Source organism: Desulfocurvus vexinensis DSM 17965, from assembly GCF_000519125.1.
Lineage (GTDB): Bacteria > Desulfobacterota > Desulfovibrionia > Desulfovibrionales > Desulfovibrionaceae > Desulfocurvus > Desulfocurvus vexinensis.
The window spans coordinates 210,964-228,041 of record NZ_JAEX01000002.1 but is presented as its reverse complement, the minus strand read 5'-3'; the positions used below and the strand labels follow the sequence as shown (position 1 = coordinate 228,041).

14 protein-coding genes are annotated in these 17,078 nt (G+C 68.6%); 4 read left to right on the top strand and 10 right to left on the bottom strand.

The window, feature by feature from the left end:
• Positions 1-284 precede the first annotated feature (284 nt).
• Genes G495_RS0104010 through G495_RS0103995 form a run of 4 tightly spaced genes read left to right on the top strand, consistent with a single transcriptional unit; the run spans position 285 to position 7,012 of the window.
• A complete protein-coding gene (locus tag G495_RS0104010; protein ID WP_028586737.1) occupies positions 285-4,529 on the top strand; it encodes a response regulator in 4,245 nt (1,414 codons plus the stop codon).
• A complete protein-coding gene (locus tag G495_RS17550) occupies positions 4,526-5,437 on the top strand; it encodes a CheR family methyltransferase (RefSeq protein WP_051445045.1) in 912 nt (303 codons plus the stop codon). The genes G495_RS0104010 and G495_RS17550 overlap by 4 nt, the downstream gene beginning before the upstream one ends.
• Positions 5,434-6,015, top strand: coding sequence for a chemotaxis protein CheB (locus tag G495_RS0104000; protein ID WP_028586736.1), 582 nt, complete (start codon positions 5,434-5,436; stop codon positions 6,013-6,015). Before G495_RS17550 ends, G495_RS0104000 begins: the two co-directional genes overlap by 4 nt.
• On the top strand, positions 6,008-7,012 hold the full coding sequence (locus G495_RS0103995) for a GGDEF domain-containing response regulator (RefSeq protein WP_028586735.1): 1,005 nt from the start codon (positions 6,008-6,010) through the stop codon (positions 7,010-7,012). The genes G495_RS0104000 and G495_RS0103995 overlap by 8 nt, the downstream gene beginning before the upstream one ends.
• A 42-nt stretch (positions 7,013-7,054) precedes the next feature.
• On the opposite strand, the gene G495_RS0103990 is transcribed toward G495_RS0103995, so the two are convergent.
• The 10 genes from G495_RS0103990 to G495_RS0103945 all read right to left on the bottom strand — a co-directional run bounded on the left by G495_RS0103990 (position 7,055) and on the right by G495_RS0103945 (position 17,062).
• Complete coding sequence (locus G495_RS0103990; RefSeq protein WP_028586734.1) at positions 7,055-7,918, bottom strand: YitT family protein; 864 nt, start codon at positions 7,916-7,918, stop codon at positions 7,055-7,057.
• Between the two features lie 77 nt (positions 7,919-7,995).
• A complete protein-coding gene (gene ablB / locus G495_RS0103985) occupies positions 7,996-8,844 on the bottom strand; it encodes a putative beta-lysine N-acetyltransferase (protein WP_028586733.1) in 849 nt (282 codons plus the stop codon).
• On the bottom strand, positions 8,834-10,150 hold the full coding sequence (kamA, locus tag G495_RS0103980; protein WP_028586732.1) for a lysine 2,3-aminomutase: 1,317 nt from the start codon (positions 10,148-10,150) through the stop codon (positions 8,834-8,836). The genes ablB and kamA overlap by 11 nt, the downstream gene beginning before the upstream one ends.
• A 29-nt stretch (positions 10,151-10,179) precedes the next feature.
• Positions 10,180-10,902, bottom strand: a complete 723-nt coding sequence (locus G495_RS0103975) for an amino acid ABC transporter ATP-binding protein (protein ID WP_028586731.1) — start codon at positions 10,900-10,902, stop codon at positions 10,180-10,182.
• 9 nt (positions 10,903-10,911) lie between these two features.
• Positions 10,912-11,571, bottom strand: coding sequence for an amino acid ABC transporter permease (locus G495_RS0103970; RefSeq protein WP_028586730.1), 660 nt, complete (start codon positions 11,569-11,571; stop codon positions 10,912-10,914).
• 48 nt (positions 11,572-11,619) lie between these two features.
• Entirely contained in the window at positions 11,620-12,414 is a 795-nt protein-coding gene (locus G495_RS0103965; RefSeq protein ID WP_051445044.1) for an ABC transporter substrate-binding protein, read from the bottom strand.
• Between the two features lie 788 nt (positions 12,415-13,202).
• Positions 13,203-13,706, bottom strand: a complete 504-nt coding sequence (locus tag G495_RS0103960; protein ID WP_028586728.1) for a single-stranded DNA-binding protein — start codon at positions 13,704-13,706, stop codon at positions 13,203-13,205.
• 12 nt (positions 13,707-13,718) lie between these two features.
• The gene (locus G495_RS17545; protein ID WP_051445043.1) at positions 13,719-14,099 is read right to left on the bottom strand and encodes a hypothetical protein; all 381 of its coding nucleotides are present in this window, start codon (positions 14,097-14,099) and stop codon (positions 13,719-13,721) included.
• Between the two features lie 8 nt (positions 14,100-14,107).
• Positions 14,108-14,758, bottom strand: a complete 651-nt coding sequence (locus G495_RS0103950) for a biotin/lipoyl attachment domain-containing protein (RefSeq protein ID WP_028586727.1) — start codon at positions 14,756-14,758, stop codon at positions 14,108-14,110.
• Positions 14,759-14,800: 42 nt separating this feature from the next.
• Positions 14,801-17,062, bottom strand: a complete 2,262-nt coding sequence (locus G495_RS0103945) for a carboxyl transferase domain-containing protein (protein WP_028586726.1) — start codon at positions 17,060-17,062, stop codon at positions 14,801-14,803.
• Between the last annotated feature and the right edge of the window lie 16 nt (positions 17,063-17,078).

Here is a 17,078-nt window from a genome sequence, read left to right as displayed (position 1 = left end):
TATAGGCCCCCCGGGCCCCGGATTCAAGGCCGCAGGGGCACCGGGCGCCGCCCCCCGGGGGCAACACGGGCCTTATGCACATGTAGAAAACTCCAAAAACCATGCAACACCGGCCAGAGTGGGGCATTACGCTTGCAAAAATCGCATGTTACATGTATGTGACGGATTGTTCTCCGGCTGGCCGAAACGCGGGTTTTGTGAAAAACCCCCGCACCGCAGGCCGACGCCCCAGCCAACCGCCGCACCCGAGTTCCGGCGCGGCCCCAGCGCACGCGAGGCAGCCCATGCTCCGATTCGCAGACATCCGCATGAAGCCCAAGCTGGTCCTTTTGTTCCTGATGACCGGCGCCCTGCCCCTGATTTTCGTCGGCTGGCTGGGCACGCGGCTGGCCTCCCACGCCCTGACCACGCAGGCCTTCGAGCACCTGCGCACCGTCCAGCACATCAAGGCCGCGCAGATCGGCGACTTCTTCCGCGAGCGCGAGGACGACCTGCGCATGCTGGCCGAAAGCCTGCAAACCGCCGCCGCCCTGCAGGAGCTGGAGCAGCACAAGGCCGGGGCCAGCGGCCTGGCCGAGCACGCCATGGAAGCCCGCGTGTTCCAGGCCGTGCGCAGCCAGTACCTGCCCTACTTCACGCAGTACGTGCGCACCTTCGGCTACCACGACGTGTTCCTGGTCTCCCGCGAGGGCCAGATCCTGTTCTCCACCCGCTCCGACGCCGCCCCGGGGACCATGCTCGCCGTGGGCCCACTGGCCGACTCCAACCTGGCCGATGTCTGGCGGCAGGTGACCACCTCCTTCCGCCTGCGCTTCGTGGATTTCGCGCCCTTCACCCCGGGCGGCGGCATCGAGTCGGCCTTCATGGGCCACCCCGTGTTCGCCCCGGGCGGCGAACTGCTGGGCATGGTGGCCGTGCAGCTCTCGCCCGACACCTTCGAGTCGCTGATGCGCACCCGCCAGGGCATGGGCGAGCGTGGCGAGTCGTACATCATCGCGCGCGATGCCGACCGCGGCACCTACGCCTTCCGTTCGTCCATGCAGACCATGGGCGGCGGGTCCTACGTCATCGGGCGCGTCCTGGCGCCCACGCCCTACTGGATCCAGGCCTTCCAGGCCGGGCCCGAGGGCGGCGCGGGGCAGTATCTGGACAGCGAGGGCACCCCCGTGCTGGTGGCCTACACCCCGCTGCACCCCCACGGCCTGGACTGGGCGCTGCTCTCCAAGATGGACGTGGCCGAAGTCACCGCTCCGGCCAAGGTCCTGCTCGGGCGCCTGTCCCTGGCTGGCGGGTTCCTGCTGCTGGCCGTGGCCGTGGGCTCCTTCCTGTTCACCCGCCGCCTGGTGCGGCCCATCGACCAGGACGTGGCCTTCGCCCAGGCCATCGCCGACGGCGACCTTTCGGCCCATCTGGACCTGGACCAGCGCGACGAGCTGGGCACCCTGGCCCGGACCCTGAACCGCATGGCCGGCAGCCTGCGCGACATCGACTGGCTGGCGCGCGGCAAGCAGGGGCTGGACGACGCCCTGCGCGGCGTGCACGACCCCGAAGACATCGCCCGGCGCTTCATCACCTATTTCGCCTCGTTCTGCCAGGCCCAGGTGGGCGCGGTGTATGTGCGCCCCGAGGGCGCCGATTTCCTGGACCTGGTGGCGGGCTACGCCTTCTCCGACCGCCAGGGCAACCTGTCGCGCTTCGCCATGGGCCAGGGGCTGGTGGGCCAGGTGGCCCTGGAGCGCCAGACGGTAGTCTTCTCGCAGCTTGGTCCGGGCGAGGCCCCGCCCATCAGCTCCGGGCTGGACGAGCGCGTGCCGCCCTACACGCTCATCGCCCCGGTGGTCCACGAGGCCGAAGTCCTGGGCGTGGTGCTGCTGGGCGCCACCGCACCCTTCACGCCGCTGGCCCGCAGGCTGGTGGCCGAAAGCCTGGACAACCTGGCCGTGCATTTCCTCACCGCCCGCTCGCACCAGGTGATCCAGGACCTGCTCGACCAGGCCCAGGAGCAGGCCGAAGCCCTGCGCAGCCAGCAGGACAAGCTCGCGCGCGCCAACGAGGACCTGGAAGGCCAGGCCGCCGCCCTGCGGACCTCCGAGGCCGAACTCCAGGCCCAGCAGGAGGAGTTGCGCGTCACCAACGAGGAGCTGGAAGAGCAGACCCGGGCCCTCAAGGCCTCGGAGGAGAAGCTCCAGGCCCAGCAGGAGGAGCTGCGCGTCACCAACGAGGAGCTGGAAGAGCGCACCAAGGCCCTGGAAAAGCAGCGCTCGGCCCTGCGCCAGAAGAACATCGACCTCTTGCGCGCCCAGGACCTCATCGAGCAGAAGGCCCACGACCTGGAGGTCGCCAGCAAGTACAAATCGGAATTTCTGGCCAACATGTCCCACGAGCTGCGCACGCCGCTCAACAGCATCCTCATCCTCTCGCAGCTCCTGGCCGACAACGCGGCGGGCAACCTGACCCCCAAGCAGGTGGAATCGGCCCGGGCCGTGAACTCCTCGGGGGCGGACCTGCTCTCGCTCATCAACGAAATCCTCGACCTGTCCAAGGTCGAGTCGGGCAAGGTGGAGGTGGTGCCCGAGGAACTGCCCGTGCGCCGCGTCACCGCCGACCTCTCGCGCATCTTCGCCGAGATCGCCGCCGACAAGGGCGTGGCCTTCGTGGTGGACGTGGCCGAGAACGTTCCGCCCGTGCTGACCACCGACGCCCAGCGCCTGCAACAGGTGCTGCGCAACCTCATCTCCAACGCCTTCAAGTTCACCGAGCAGGGCTCGGTGACCCTGGCCATCGCCCGCCCGGCCCCGGAGGCCAACCTCGCGGCCAGCGGGCTGGTCCACGCCTCGGCCCTGGCCTTCGCCGTCACCGACACCGGCATCGGCATCCCCGAGGACAAGCAGGCCGTGATCTTCGAGGCCTTCCAGCAGGCCGACGGCACCACCAGCCGCAAATACGGCGGCACGGGCCTGGGCCTGTCCATCTCGCGCGAGCTGGCGCGGCTTTTGGGCGGCGAACTGCAACTGCAAAGCGCCCCGGGCCAGGGCTCGACCTTCACCCTGTTCCTGCCCGAGACCTACACCGCCCCCGAGCCCGCCCCCGGCCAGGAGCAGGCCCCCAAGACGCGCGCGGCCCGCGCCCGCGCCCAGGCGGCCCCCGAGCGGGCCGTGGCCGACCCCGCCCGGGCCGAGGCCGCAGCCGCCCCGGCACCCGCCCCGGCCCAAAAGCCCCGGCCCGCCCCGGCCCCCGAGGCCCAGGCCGAGCAGGCGCCCGAGCCCCGGCCCGCCCCCGCCGAGGCCGCCGAGCCCACCGCGCCCCTGGAATCCACGGACCAGATTCCCGACGACCGCAAGTCCATCAAGAAGGGCGACCGCGCGCTGCTCATCGTCGAGGACGACCCCAACTTCGCGCGCATCCTCGTGGACATGGCCCACGACCGGGGCTTCAAATGCCTGGTGGCGGGCGACGGCGAAACCGGCCTGCACTTCGCGGACTACTACCGCCCCAGCGCCGTGGTGCTGGACATCGGCCTGCCCGGCATCGACGGCTGGACGGTCATGGACCGCCTGAAGAGCAACCCCGAGCTGCGGCACATCCCGGTGCATTTCATGTCCGCCGCCGACGAAACCCTGGACGCCATGCGCATGGGCGCCGTGGGCTACCTGACCAAGCCCGTGACCCTGGACGCCGTGAACAAGGCCCTGGCGCGCATCGAGGGCGTGCTCTCCAAGCCCGTGAAACGGCTTCTGGTGGTCGAGGACGACAAGCTCCAGCGCGAGAGCATCCGCGAGCTCATCGGCAACGGCGACGTGGAGACCGTGGCCGTGGAGACCGGCGAGGAAGCCTACGAAATGCTCGAGACCGAAACCTTCGACTGCATGATCCTCGACCTCGGCCTCAAGGACATGTCCGGCTTCGAGCTCTTGCGGCGCATCCGCAACGACGGCGTGGCCGGGCGGCTGCCCATCATCGTCTACACCGGGCGCGAACTGAGCCGCGAGGAGGAGGAGGAGCTGTCGCGCCACGCCGAGAGCATCATCATCAAGGGCGCGCGCTCCCCCGAGCGCCTGCTGGACGAGACCACCCTGTTCCTGCACCGCGTGGAGGCCAACCTGCCCGAGGACAAGCAGCGCATGCTGCGCATGGTCCACGACAAGGAGGCCATGCTCGCGGGCAAGAAGATCCTGCTGGTGGACGACGACATGCGCAACGTCTTCGCCCTGTCCAGCGCCCTGGAGGCCCATGGCATGGAGGTGGCCATCGCCCGCAACGGCCGCGAGGGCGTGGAAAAGCTCTCGGCCAACCCCGAAACCGACCTCGTGCTCATGGACATCATGATGCCCGAGATGGACGGCTACGAGGCCATGCGCGCCATCCGCAAACGCAAGCGCTTCCAGGACCTGCCCATCATCGCCCTGACCGCCAAGGCCATGAAGGGCGACCGCAACAAGTGCATCGAGGCCGGGGCCAGCGACTACATGGCCAAGCCCGTGGACACCGACAAGCTCTTCTCGCTTTTGCGCGTGTGGCTGTACCGATGACCAGGAGCAACGGCCAGCCCCCCGCCCCGCCGCCCGAGGCCCCCGACGCCCCCGACGCCGGGGCCGACGTGCTGGGCATCGAGATCGACTGCCTGCTGGAGGCGGTCTTCCGGCGCTGGGGCTACGACTTCCGCAACTACTCGCGGGCCCATGTGCGCCGCCGCCTGCTGCACCGCATGGAACTATCCGGCATGCCCTCCATCCCGGCCATGATGCACCACGCGCTGACCGAGCGCGAATTCTTCGGCTCGCTGCTGGCCGCGCTGTCCATCAACGTCACCGAAATGTTCCGCGACCCGCCCTTCTACCGCGCCCTGCGCGAGGAGATCGTGCCGCGCCTGCGCACCTGGCCCTTCGTGAAGATCTGGCACGCGGGCTGCGCCACGGGCGAGGAGGTCTACTCCATGGCCATCGTGCTGCGCGAGGCCGGGCTGGAAGGCCGCGCGCGCATCTACGCCACGGACTTCAACCCCGAAGCCCTGCGCCAGGCCAGGGACGGCATCTACCCCCTGGACGCCATACGCAACTACACGCGCAACTACCAGGCCGCCGGGGGCGAGGCGTCCTTCTCGGACTACTACACCGCGCGCTACGACTCGGCCCTGCTCGACCGCGCCCTGCGCGAGCATGTCGTCTTTTCCGAGCACAACCTCGTCACCGACGGGGTCTTCGGCGAGATGCACCTCATCTTCTGCCGCAACGTACTCATCTACTTCAACGCCCAGCTCCAGGCCCGGGCCCTGGACCTGTTCCACGACAGCCTGTGCCCGGGGGGCTTCTTGTGCCTGGGCACCAAGGAGAGCATGCAGTTCTGCGGGCACCCCCAGGCCTTCGAGCAGGTGCTGCCGGGGCAGAAGATCTTCCGCCGCAAGCTGGCCCACGGCATGCCCGAAGGAGCCGAACCGTGAGCCCGCGCCGCCTGCGGGCCGTGGTCATGGGCGCATCGGCGGGCGGGCTGGAAGCCCTGGCCCGGGTGCTGGGCGCCCTTAAGGCCGACTTCCCGCTGCCCATCGCGGTGGTGCAGCACGTGAGCCCGGTGGCGGACGGCTCCATCCCGGCGCTGCTCGACGACCGCTGCCGCATCCGGGTCAAGGAGGCCGACGAAAAGGAGCCCCTGCAACCCGGAACGGCCTATTTCGCGCCCGCCAACTACCACCTGCTGGTGGAGCAGGACGCGACCCTGTCCCTGTCCACCGAGGCGCGGGTCTGCTTCGCGCGGCCCTCGGTGGACGTGCTTTTCCAGTCCGCTGCCGTGGCCTTCGGCCCCGCCCTGGCGGGGGTGGTGCTCACCGGAGGCAACGAAGACGGCAGCCAGGGCCTGGCGGCCATCGCCCGCGCGGGCGGGCTGACCATCGTCCAGGCCCCCGAAACCGCGACGGCCCCGGAAATGCCCCGGGCCGCCCTGGCGGCCACACCGGTGGACCATGTCCTGCCCCTGGAGGACATCGGGCCCCTGCTTGCAAGGATGGCGCACGACCATGACTGAACGCATCAAGATCCTGGCGGTGGACGACCGGCCCGAAAACCTCCTGGCCATCGAGGCCCTGCTCGACGGCCCAGAGGTGGAGGTGGTCAAGGCCCACTCGGGCCAGCAGGCCCTGGGGCTCATGCTCGGCGAGGATTTCGCCCTGGTACTGCTCGACGTGCAGATGCCCGAGATGGACGGCTTCGAGACGGCGGAGCTCATGCGCGGGCACAAGAACACGCGCAGCGTGCCCATCATCTTCGCCACGGCCATCAGCAAGGAGCAGAAGCACATCTTCCGGGGCTACGACGCGGGCGCCGTGGACTACATGTTCAAGCCCCTGGACCCCGACATCCTGCGCAGCAAGGTGGACGTGTTCCTGCGCCTGTACCGCCAGCGCCGGACCCTGGAGGACAAGACCCGCGAACTGGACGCCAAGGTCCACGAGCTGGAGGAACTGCGCCGCCAGCTCGAGCGTTCCAACGCGCTGCTGGAACGCCTGTCGGCCATCGACGGCCTGACCGGCATCTACAACCGCCGCCGCTTCGACGAGGTGCTGGACATGGAGTGGCGCCGCGCCCAGCGCAACAAGACGCCCATCGCACTGATCTTCGTGGACCTGGACTGCTTCAAGAACTACAACGACCACTACGGCCACCTGGCCGGCGACGACTGCCTGCGCCACGCGGCGGAGGTCATGAGCAGCGTGCTCAAGCGCCCGTCGGACACCATGGCCCGCTACGGCGGCGAGGAGTTCGCGGCCATCCTGCCCGGCACCACGGCCAAGGACGCCGCAGCCCTGGCCGAGCAGATGCGCGCCGGGGTCCAGGCCCTGGACATGGACCACGCCTGCTCCTTCGTCACCCACTGCGTGACCGTGAGCATGGGCGTGGCCAGCATAATCCCCGAGCGCGGCGCCCAGCCCTCGACCCTGGTGGCCGCTGCGGACACGGCGCTCTACGAGGCCAAACAGACCGGGCGCAACCGCGTGATCATCCACCCCGACGCCGCGGCCTGAGCCGGGCCGGGGCCGCGACTCCGGCCCGCGCCCGGCGCCCGGTCAGTAGATCTTGCGCCGCGAGAACGACGAGCCCAGGACGTTGAACGTGTTCTCGGCGATGAACAGGGCGTGCTCGTCGGTGGTGAAGACGACCTCCTCCAGGCGCTTGAGCTGCACGTTGTTGACCACGGTCATCAGGATGTCCTTGGGCCTGCCAGTGTAGGCGCCCCGGCCCTGGATGAACGTGCCCCCCAGGCCCATCTCGGCGCGGATGCGCTCGCAGATCCGCCCGCTGGCGTCGGAGATGACGTAGACCACCTTGCGCTGGGAGAACATGGCCAGGCAGTAGTCCACCACCACCGAGGTGATGAAGACCATGATCAGCGAGGCGATGACCAGGTCCACGTCCAGGGTGGTGAAGCTCAGGGAAAACAGCCCCAGGTTGAAGACGAAGTAGAACTTGCCGATGCCGATGTTGTAGCGCTGGAAAAGCAGCACGGCCACGACGTCCAGGCCGCCGTTGGACCCCAGCGACCGCAGCACCATGCCCGCCCCCGCCCCGCAGACCACCCCCGCCGCGATGGCCGCGTGCAGCGGATCGCGGATGCCGAAATCGGCCTGGATCAGCTCGAAGGCCGCCGAGGCCACGACCATCGCCCACAGGCTGTAGTACAGGAAGCGGCGGCTGACGAAGACCCAGGCCAGGGCGAACAGCGGGATGTTGAGCAGCAGGTACAGCACCCCCGGGCTGGCCAGCCCGGTGGCGTAGTGCACCAGCAGCGCCACGCCGAACACGCCCCCGGCGATGAACCCGTGGGGCGCCACGATGGCCTTGGCCCCCAGGGCAAACAGCACCGACCCGGCCAGGATCAGCGCCAGGTTCCAGGGCACGGAGTAGGTGTAGTCGAAACGCGAATGGGCCATGGAGTTCCTCGCACCGCGCGGGCGCGGCGGGCCACCCCGCCGCGCCCGCGCGCTTGGTTCTGCCGGAGGCCGCGCCCTCAGGCCCGGCGCCGGTACCAGACGTTCATGCTCTCGATGCCGCCGGCGATATGCGTGTTGTTCACCAGCGTCCCGGCGAACTGGTAGCCCTGGCGGGCGAAGGTCACGTTCATGCCGTAGGACGCGCCCCGGGCGATGGTGTAGAACAGGTCCACCCCGCGCCGGGCCATTTCGGCCTCCAGGGCGCGCAGCAGGTGGCGGGCCAGGGCCAGCCCCCGCTGCCGGGGCAGCACGGCGAAGTCGGTCATCTCGACATTGCGCGCCGCGTAGTCCGGCTCGGCGGAGGCCAGGCCCACCAGCTCCGCCCCGCGCCAGGCGCCCATGAAGACGACGCCCAGCTCCATGGCCCGGCGCAGGTAGGCCGGATCGTGGATGGGAAACGGATAGCTGGCAAAGACCCGGGCGTACAGCGCGGCCATGGCCTCGACGTGCTCCGGGCCGGGGCAGGCCAGGGTCAGCCCCGGGGGCAGCGCGGGTGCGCGGCGCGGCGCGGCGGCCTTGGCCCGCGCGGCGCGCACCACGCTGGCCAGCTCCGCCGGGTCGGCGGGCTCGCGCCGCCGGGGGCAGAGATACTTGCCCAGGAACGCCCCGTCCTCGCGCCCGGCGAAAAACCCGGGCACGACGGCCTCCTGGCGGTAGCCCCGGCGCAGGAAATAGCGCTTCTCGCGCGCGGGCACCTTGGCGAAGACCTTGGTGTAGCCCCGGCGCCGGGCCAAGTCGTCGAGCACGTCCACGATCTGCGGGCAGTCGTCGGGGTCCAGGTGCATCAGGTACACGCGGTTGGACAGCGGCCCATGCTGCACCGTGGAGCCGCCCAGGGCGGTGATGCGGTCGGCGCTAGTGGTCATGGCGCCTCCGCTCCAGGCGCTCGTTGCCCCGGGGGGTCAGGCTGCGCGTGTCGTCCCAGTCGGTAATCAGCTTCTCGATGCCCACGGCGGTCCATTCCTCGGCGTCGTCGGTCTTCAGGCTCAGGTTGCAGGCGTCGCAGCGGCGGTCGCATTCCGTGGCCTGGTAGGCGTCCGGCTCGTCGTAGGTGGTGATCACGCCCTCGTAGTTGCGCAGCACGATCTTGTTCACGCCCCAGGACAGGATGTAGTTGGGCATGACCGGAATCTTGCCTCCTCCGCCCGGGGCGTCGATGACGTAGGTGGGCACGGCAAGGCCGCTGGTGTGCCCGCGCAGGCTCTCCATGATCTCCATGCCCTTGCCCACGGGGGTCCGGAAATGCGTCAGCCCCTCGGAGAGGTCGCACTGGTAGAGGTAATAGGGCCGGACCCGCGCGCGCACCAGCTTGCGCACCAGCTCGCGCATGATGCGCGGGCAGTCGTTGACCCCGGCCAGCAAAACGCTCTGGTTGCCCAGGGGGATGCCCGCGTCGGCCAGCCGCGCCAGGGCCTGGCGCGACGAGCGCGTCAGCTCGCGCGGGTGGTTGAAGTGCGTGTTCAGCCACAGGGGGTGGTGGGTGCGCAGCATGGCCGTCAGGTCGTCGGTGACGCGGCAGGGCAGCACCACGGGCATGCGCGTGCCGATGCGCACCACCTCGACGTGGCCGATGCGCCCCAGCTCGCCCAGAATCCAGTCCAGCCGCTCGTCGGAGAGCATCAGCGGATCGCCGCCGGACAGCAGCACGTCGCGCACCGCCGGGGTGTTGCGGATGTAGGCCAGCCCGGCTTCGAGGTCGCGGCGCGAGGGCACGCCCTCGGCGTCGCCCACCTTGCGTTTGCGCGTGCAGTGGCGGCAGTACATGGAGCACAGGTTGCTGACGTGGAAGAGCACCCGGTCGGGGTAGCGGTGGGTGATGCCCGGGGCGGGGCTGTCGCGGTCCTCGTGCAGCGGGTCGGCCATGTCGTGGGGGCCGATGTCCAGCTCGCGCGGCGAGGGGAAGGCCTGGCGGAACACGGGGTCCCCGGCGTAGTCCGCCCCGTCGATGAGCGAGAGGTAGTACGGCGTGACGGCCATGGGGAAGCGTTCGACGGTGGCGGCCACGCGGGCCTTGTGCGCGGCGTCCAGGCGGATGCCCGCCAGGCGCTCGAAGGTGTCCACGTCGCGCACCGAATGCCTGATATGCCAGCGCCAGTCGGTCCAGTTGCCCTGGTCGGCCCCGGCGCTGATGCGACGGGCGACCTCGCGTTGGTGTGCGTTGAAAACCTGCATGGTCCTCCTGGGGTTGGGGTTGCGGCGGCCTACAGAATCTGGGCGAGGAACTCGCGGGTCCTGGGCTGCTCGGGGTTCTCGAAAATTCGTTCGGGCGGGCCCTGCTCCACCACCACGCCCTGGTCCATGAAGTACACACGGTCGGCCACCTCGCGGGCGAAGCCCATCTCGTGGGTCACGACCATCATGGTCATGCCTTCGGTGGCCAGTTGGCGCATGACGCCCAGCACCTCGCCCACCAGCTCGGGGTCCAGGGCGCTGGTGGGCTCGTCGAAGAGCATGGCGTCGGGCTCCATGGCCAAGGCCCGGGCGATGGCCACGCGCTGCTTCTGCCCGCCCGAGAGCTGGCCGGGATAGGCGTCCACCTTGTCGGCCAGGCCGACCTTGTCCAGGTAGGCCAGCCCGGTTTCGCGGGCCTGGGCCCGGGGCACGCCCTTGACCTGCACCGGCCCCTCCATGACGTTGCCCAGCACCGTCATGTGCGGGAACAGGTTGAAATGCTGGAAGACCATGCCCACCCGGGTGCGCATGCGGTTCAGGGCGCGTTCGTTGTCGGGCAACGGCTTGCCGTGGATGTGCACTGCGCCCTGCTGGAAGTCCTCCAGCTTGTTCACGCAGCGCAAGAGCGTGCTCTTGCCCGAGCCGCTGGCGCCGATGACCACCACCACCTCGGACTGGTCCACCCGCATATCCACCCCGCGCAGGACGTGGTTGTCGCCAAAATACTTGTGCAGGCCGCGAATATCGATCATGGCGCCCTCCTAGGCGTAGCCCCCGGCCTCCAGGCGCCGCTCCACCCTGCGGAAAAGCACCGTGAACAGCCCCGTGTAGAGCAGGTAGAACAGCGCGGCGATGGTCAGCATCTCCATCATCATGAAGTTGCTCGACGCCAGTTGCTGGGACTTGAGCAGCAGCTCGTTGATGGTGATGGTGCTGGCCAGGGACGAATCCTTGAGGGCGATAATGAACTGGTTGCCCAGGGGCGGCACCGCGCGCTTGAGGGCCTGGGGCAGGATGATGCGGCGCATGGCCCGGGCGTGGGTCATGCCCAGGGAGCGCGCGGCCTCCATCTGCCCGCCGGAGATGGAGCGGATGGCCCCGGCGAAGATCACCGCGATGTAGGCCCCGTTGTGCACGCCCAGGGCCAGCACCGCCGAAGGAATCGCCGCCAGCCCCAGCACCCCGCGCAGGCCGTAGTAGATGAACAGCAGCTGGAGCAGCAGCGGCGTGCCGCGAATGACGTAGATATACAGCCGGGCCGGGCCGTTCAGGGCCAGGCGCGGCGACAGGCTGAGGAAGGCCGTGCCCAGCCCCAGGCCCAGGCCCAGGGCGATGCCCAGCACGGTGACCTGCAGGGTCATCCACGCGGCGGGAAGGAAAAAGGGGAAGTAGTGCGTCAGCGCCGAAACGTCGTAGTGCATGGCTGTGCCTCGGGAAGCGGGGCGGCGCGTGCCGCCCCGGTGGAGATGCTAGCGGACGGAAACGTCCACCCCGAGCCACTGCCTGGAGAAGGCCGTGAGCGTGCCGTCCTGGTGCATGGCCGCCAGGGCGGCGCTCACCGCGTCGCGCAGGGCGCCGTCGTCCTTGCGGAAAGCCACGCCGATGTCCTCGCTGCGCAAGGGGCCGCCCAGCAGGCGGATGGCGAACTTGCCGCTGTTCATGGCCCCGATGCCCACCACGCGGTCGGTGATCACGGCGTCCACCACGCCGCTGTTCAGTTCCGTCAGGGTCTGGGTGTCGTCCTTGTAGAGCCGGATTTCCCCCGCGCCCAGGGCCTTGGCATCGCCCTCGAAGGTCGTGCCGGTGACCAGGCCCACCGTGCGGCCCGCCAGCTCGGCGGGGTCTGCGAAGGACACGTCCTCGCGCACCAGGAGCTGGGCCCCGGAGTAGTAGTACGGCACCGAGAAATCCACGACCTTGAGCCGCTCGTCGGTGATGGCCATGCTGCCCAGGATGCCGTCGTAGGCCCCGGCGCGCAGGCCTTCGATGATGCCGCTCCATTCGGTGGTCACAGGCTTGAGGGCCACGCCCAGCCGCTTGGCAACCTCGCGGGCCACGTCCACGTCGAATCCGACCAGCTCGTTGTTTTCGTTGTAGAAGTTGAAGGGAGGATAGCCGCCACTCATGGCGAAGCTGATCTCCCCGGTGGCGCGCACGCGCTCCAGGGCGTTTTCGGGTTCCTTGCCGCACCCGGCCAGCAGCAGGGCCGCAAGGCCCACAGCCAGCAGCGGCAGGACGCAGGATCGTTTGACGATGGTCAGCATGGGCTGCTCCTTGGTTGAGGAAACGCGCCGGGAGACCCGCAGCGACCCGGCCCGGCCAGGGCGGCGCGGGCCCGGGGGCAGGCCGGGTGTCCGAAAGGGGCGCGAAGGGGGACGGTGCGCGGCGTGGCGGCCCGTGCCGCAACGCCTCTCATGCACCAGAATCGAGCAGGGAGACAGGAATTTGAGGACGAACAGAAACGCGGAATCCACCTCTCAATCCTGAACACTCGACGCAAACCTCGTCATTGTATACAGGCATATCGCGGTCAAGTCAAATCAACACCAAGACATGAAAATCGCCACAAATGGACACAACAGAACTCTATTTCATGCGTAAATCAAAATATGAAACGCAAAAAAATTCAAATTTGAAAACTATGAACATACTCTGTGCAGCAAAAGACATACAAGAACATATGCGCCACGGCCATCCACCGCGCCGCCCGGCGCCACGCAGCCCGGGAGTCCGCAACGCTCTGCCTCGCCTCGCCTTGCGCCCGCCCCGGGCCCCCTCCCCGACCCCAGGCCAATGCAGTGGCGCGCCTCAAAAAACAAGGCGAACGCACAAGATGCAGCACGCTTGGTCTTGAATATTCAGCACCCATACCCAGGGACACAACTCCGCAAGCAGGACAGGGGCGGCGCAGTCCATGGCCCCGCAACGTCCGTGCGCAACGCGCAAAAAAGGGAAGGGCGGTGAACCGCCCTTCCCAGTGCATCAAGTCCTGTTGCTGGCCGCGCATCGACGCTGGCCCAGCGCGCCATCGAGCGCCATGCGGAACAAGGAATCAGAACGGCACGTCGTCCATGCCGCTGGCCTCGCTGGGGAAGGCCGGTCCGAGATCCTCGTCAGCGGGCGGGCCCTGGTACTGCTGCCTGCGGTTGCCGCCCTTGGCCGGAGCGGCCTGGCGCGCGGGGGCCTGCTGGGCCTGGGGGGCGTCGTAGCCGCCCTGGGAGGCGCCCTTGGGGTCCAGGAACTGCACGCGCAGGGCCTTGATCTCGGTGGTGTAGCGGTCGGAGCCGTCCTTGTCCTGCCATTTGCGCGTCTGCAGGCTGCCCTCGACGTAGACCAGGCTGCCCTTGTGCAGGTAGTTGGCGCACAGCTCGGCCTGGCGGCTGAACACGGCCACGCGGTGCCATTCGGTCTGCTCCACGCGCTGGCCCTGCTTGTCGGTGTAGCTCTCGTCGGTGGCCACGTTCAGGTTGCAGATGGCCGCGCCGCTCTGGCTGTAGCGCAGCTCGGGGTCACGCCCCAGCCTGCCGATGATCATGACCTTGTTCAGCGATGCCATGTCGTTCTCCAGTTAACGTTTTTCCTTGGGCCTCGATACGACGAAAGGCGCTTCGGGCGCAAGAGGTTCAATGTCGTCCAATGTGGCCTCCAACGTGTCGGACAGGCGGTTGGCCAGGGTCGCATCCCAGGCGGCCAGGGCGCGCTCCAAGTCGTCGGCCAGGGCCTGGGCCCGGGCGGCGCCCTGCTCCAGGGCCTGGCGCACCTCGGGCGGGGCCTCCAGGCGCAGCACGTCGGCCAGGTCGCGGGCCAACTCCAGCACCCCGCGCGCGGGGCCGCCGGGCAGGGCCTGCTCGCCGCGCCAGGCCAGATGCACGAGCCGGGGCCAGTCGCGGGCCACGTCTTCGGGGCGAAAAGTGGTGGCCACGACGCGGATCTGGAGGTTCCTGCCCATGGGCCGCGCTAGGTGCGCTCCTCCCATTCGCTGCGCACGCGGTTGACCACGTCCTGGATCACGGGCAACTGGTCGGGCGGGCACACGCCGATGAGCGGCTGCCCGGCCTCGACGCTGTTGTTGTCCTTGAAGTACACGGCGTAGATCATGCCCTCGGGGCCGCTGTAGTGCAGCGCGGCTTCGCGCTTCATGCGCGAAACGATGAACAGCTCCTGCCCGTCGCGCACGCGCACGGACTGCGGGCCGTAGGCCTTGATCTTGGTGTCCACCTCGGGGAAGAAGTAGTACTTGGCCTGCTCGCGGGCATGGAACAGGTACAGCGTCTTCTTGAGGATCTCCTGGATCACCTCGTCCTTGGTCAGGTAGTGGCGCAGGGTGAAGAGCACCGTGCCCGCCTCGACGAAGCGCCCGGCGTGCTCGGAATAGACCTTCTCCACCTCGCCGCGCATGGGCGCGCGCACGGGTTTTTTGTTGCGCTCGCGCTCCAGGTGGGCCAGCAGCGTGCCGGGGCGCTCGCCCCAGGTGCCCTCGGGCCCGGTGACCTTGGCGCCCGGCTCGGTGATCACATGCTCCACCACGCCCGTATGCGGGGCCGCCACCTCTACCAGCTTGTAGGGGGCGGACTTCATTTCCTCAAGCAAAGCCTTGACATCCATCACAGGGGATTCCGTCCTGTTGTCGTTTTGCGCAGGCCCGGTCGCCTAGCGGTAGTAGAGATTGCGCCCGCCCATGGTCTGCAGGGCCTGGTGCAGGTTGGCGCGCAGCTCGCGGCGGTCCCAGATGCCATGGATATGCCCGCGCGACAGGGCCTGGTGGGCCACATGGTAGTTGGGCGGGATGTCCATGCCGGTGGTCTCCTTGATGACCCCGGGCCCAGCGAAGCCGATATTGGCGCTGCGGATGGCGAACTGGTAGGGCGAGCAGCCCAGGAAGCTGGCCACCGGCCCCGCGTAGGAGTTGGTGTCATAGACCACGATGTACAGCCCGCCCGCCTCGATGTAGCGGCGCACGGCCATGGTGCAGCGCGGCATCTGGATGACGCCGTTGACGCCCTCCTGGATGCGGATGCCCGCCGTGCCGTGGACGTAGGCGATGAAGGGATAGTGCTTCTTGCGCGCGCGCTCGGCGGCGCGGATGAACTTCTCGCCCTCGGCGGCGCCCACGCTGCCGCCCCGGAAGGTGCCCACCAGGGTGGCGCAGATGACGTTCACGTGCTTGATGCGGGCCTCGAAGGTCACGCAGGCGGACTTGAGGTTCGTCTCGGCCTTGGCCTTTTCCAGCTTGGCCGACAGGCCGTCGTAGTCCAGGGGGTTGCCCGACTCCACGCTGCGCGAGAATTCGAAGATGGACCCGTAGTCGAAGACGTTTTGCAGGTACCACTGGTATTCCATGCGGAAATGGTGCCCGCAGGTGGGGCAGACCCCGGCGAAATCGCCGAACAGATCCGGGGCCCAGATGTCCTTGCAGCCGTGGGTTTCCGCGTTGGTACAGGTCAGCACGCGGTCCTCGCGGGCCTGCGGGCTCACGTAGACGCCGGGGGCGTCGCAGGTGCCCTGGTCCCAGCACGACAGCTCGGTCAGGCTCTTGCCGGCCTCCTCGGCGCAGCCCGAGGCGCGATCCAGGGCCAGCACGCGGCGCACCCAGCGCACGGGCACGGCGGCCTTGTCGCGCACCACCTGGATCTCGCTGCCGATCTCCTCCATCATGTGCGTGAACTTCTTCTTGTGCTTGCGGAAGAAGTCGTACTTGAAGAACGAATAGGCCGACCAGCCTGCCTCGCGCGCCAGGCGCTCGACCTTCTTGCGCAGGGGCGAGTTGTCGATGTAGGCGTGGCGGCTCATGCGCCGGAAGCGCTGGTAGCGCCGCCAGGTCAGGCGGTCGCGCGCCCCGGCGGAGAGGCTCCAGCGCACGTAGATGTCTTCGGCGCTGGCGTTGCGCTTGTTGCGCTGGGCCGACAGGGTCATGGCCCGGAAGAACTTCCAGCCGCGCACGTTGAGCACCACCTCGTCCGTGGCGCGGATGATCTCGGAGCGCAGCACCTTGAAGAAGTCGAAATGCTCGGGGCGTGCGCCCAGCGGCGGCTCCTGGATCACGCGGTCCACGTAGCCCATGGCGCGGTTGTCGTCGGCGGTCATCTTCAGGCGCCGGGCGCAGGTCTCGATGAGCTCGGCGCTGGCGCGCTGGCCGTCGCGCAGGCGGCCCTCGATGGCCGCCGCGCCCTCGGGGCTGATCACCGAGTAGTAGCCGTGGGAGAGCATAAGCCGCACGTCCGCCAGGCCGATGGCCTCGGCCCCGCCCGAGCCGCCCTCGGAGAACACGGCGATGACCGGCACCTTGAGCCCGGCCATTTCGTAGAGGTTGCGCGCGATCTGCTGCGCGGCACCCGGGTAGTCCTCGATGGGGTAGGACCCGGGGGTGAAGACGTAGGTGTGGATGGGGATGTTCTCGGTCTCGGCCACCTGCATGTAGTGCTGGGCCTTGGCGTTGCCCCAGGGCTTGACCGAGCCGCCGTTGCGGAACTCCTCGCCGTGGCCCTTCTCCTGGCCGATGACCATCACCGGCTGGTTGTAGACCTTGCCACCCACGCGGCGGGCGATATAGGCCCGGGCGATGAGCATGCTCGGGTCGATGTTGTACTCGCCCTCGCCGCCGATCTCGGTGTAGTTGTCGTAGACGTTTTCCAGGATATCCTTGAGGCAGATGCGCTGGGGATGGCGCACGATGCGCACCTTGTCCATGGGCGTCAGGTCGCGCTCGAGCTTCTTCTCCAGGAAGACGTAGAGGTCTTCCAGGGCTTCGAGCTGGCGGCCGGCCTCCTGGGCCGACATGTCGGCGCCGTTGGCCGCAAAGTCCGCGAGCTTGGATTGCAGCAGCTCGATGTTGGCGTTTTCCTTCTCGGCGAAGATGTCCTTGATATAATTGAGCCGTTCCGTGAGGCTCAGGATGCGCTTTTCGATGTCCATGGCTGTCCGGGGGATG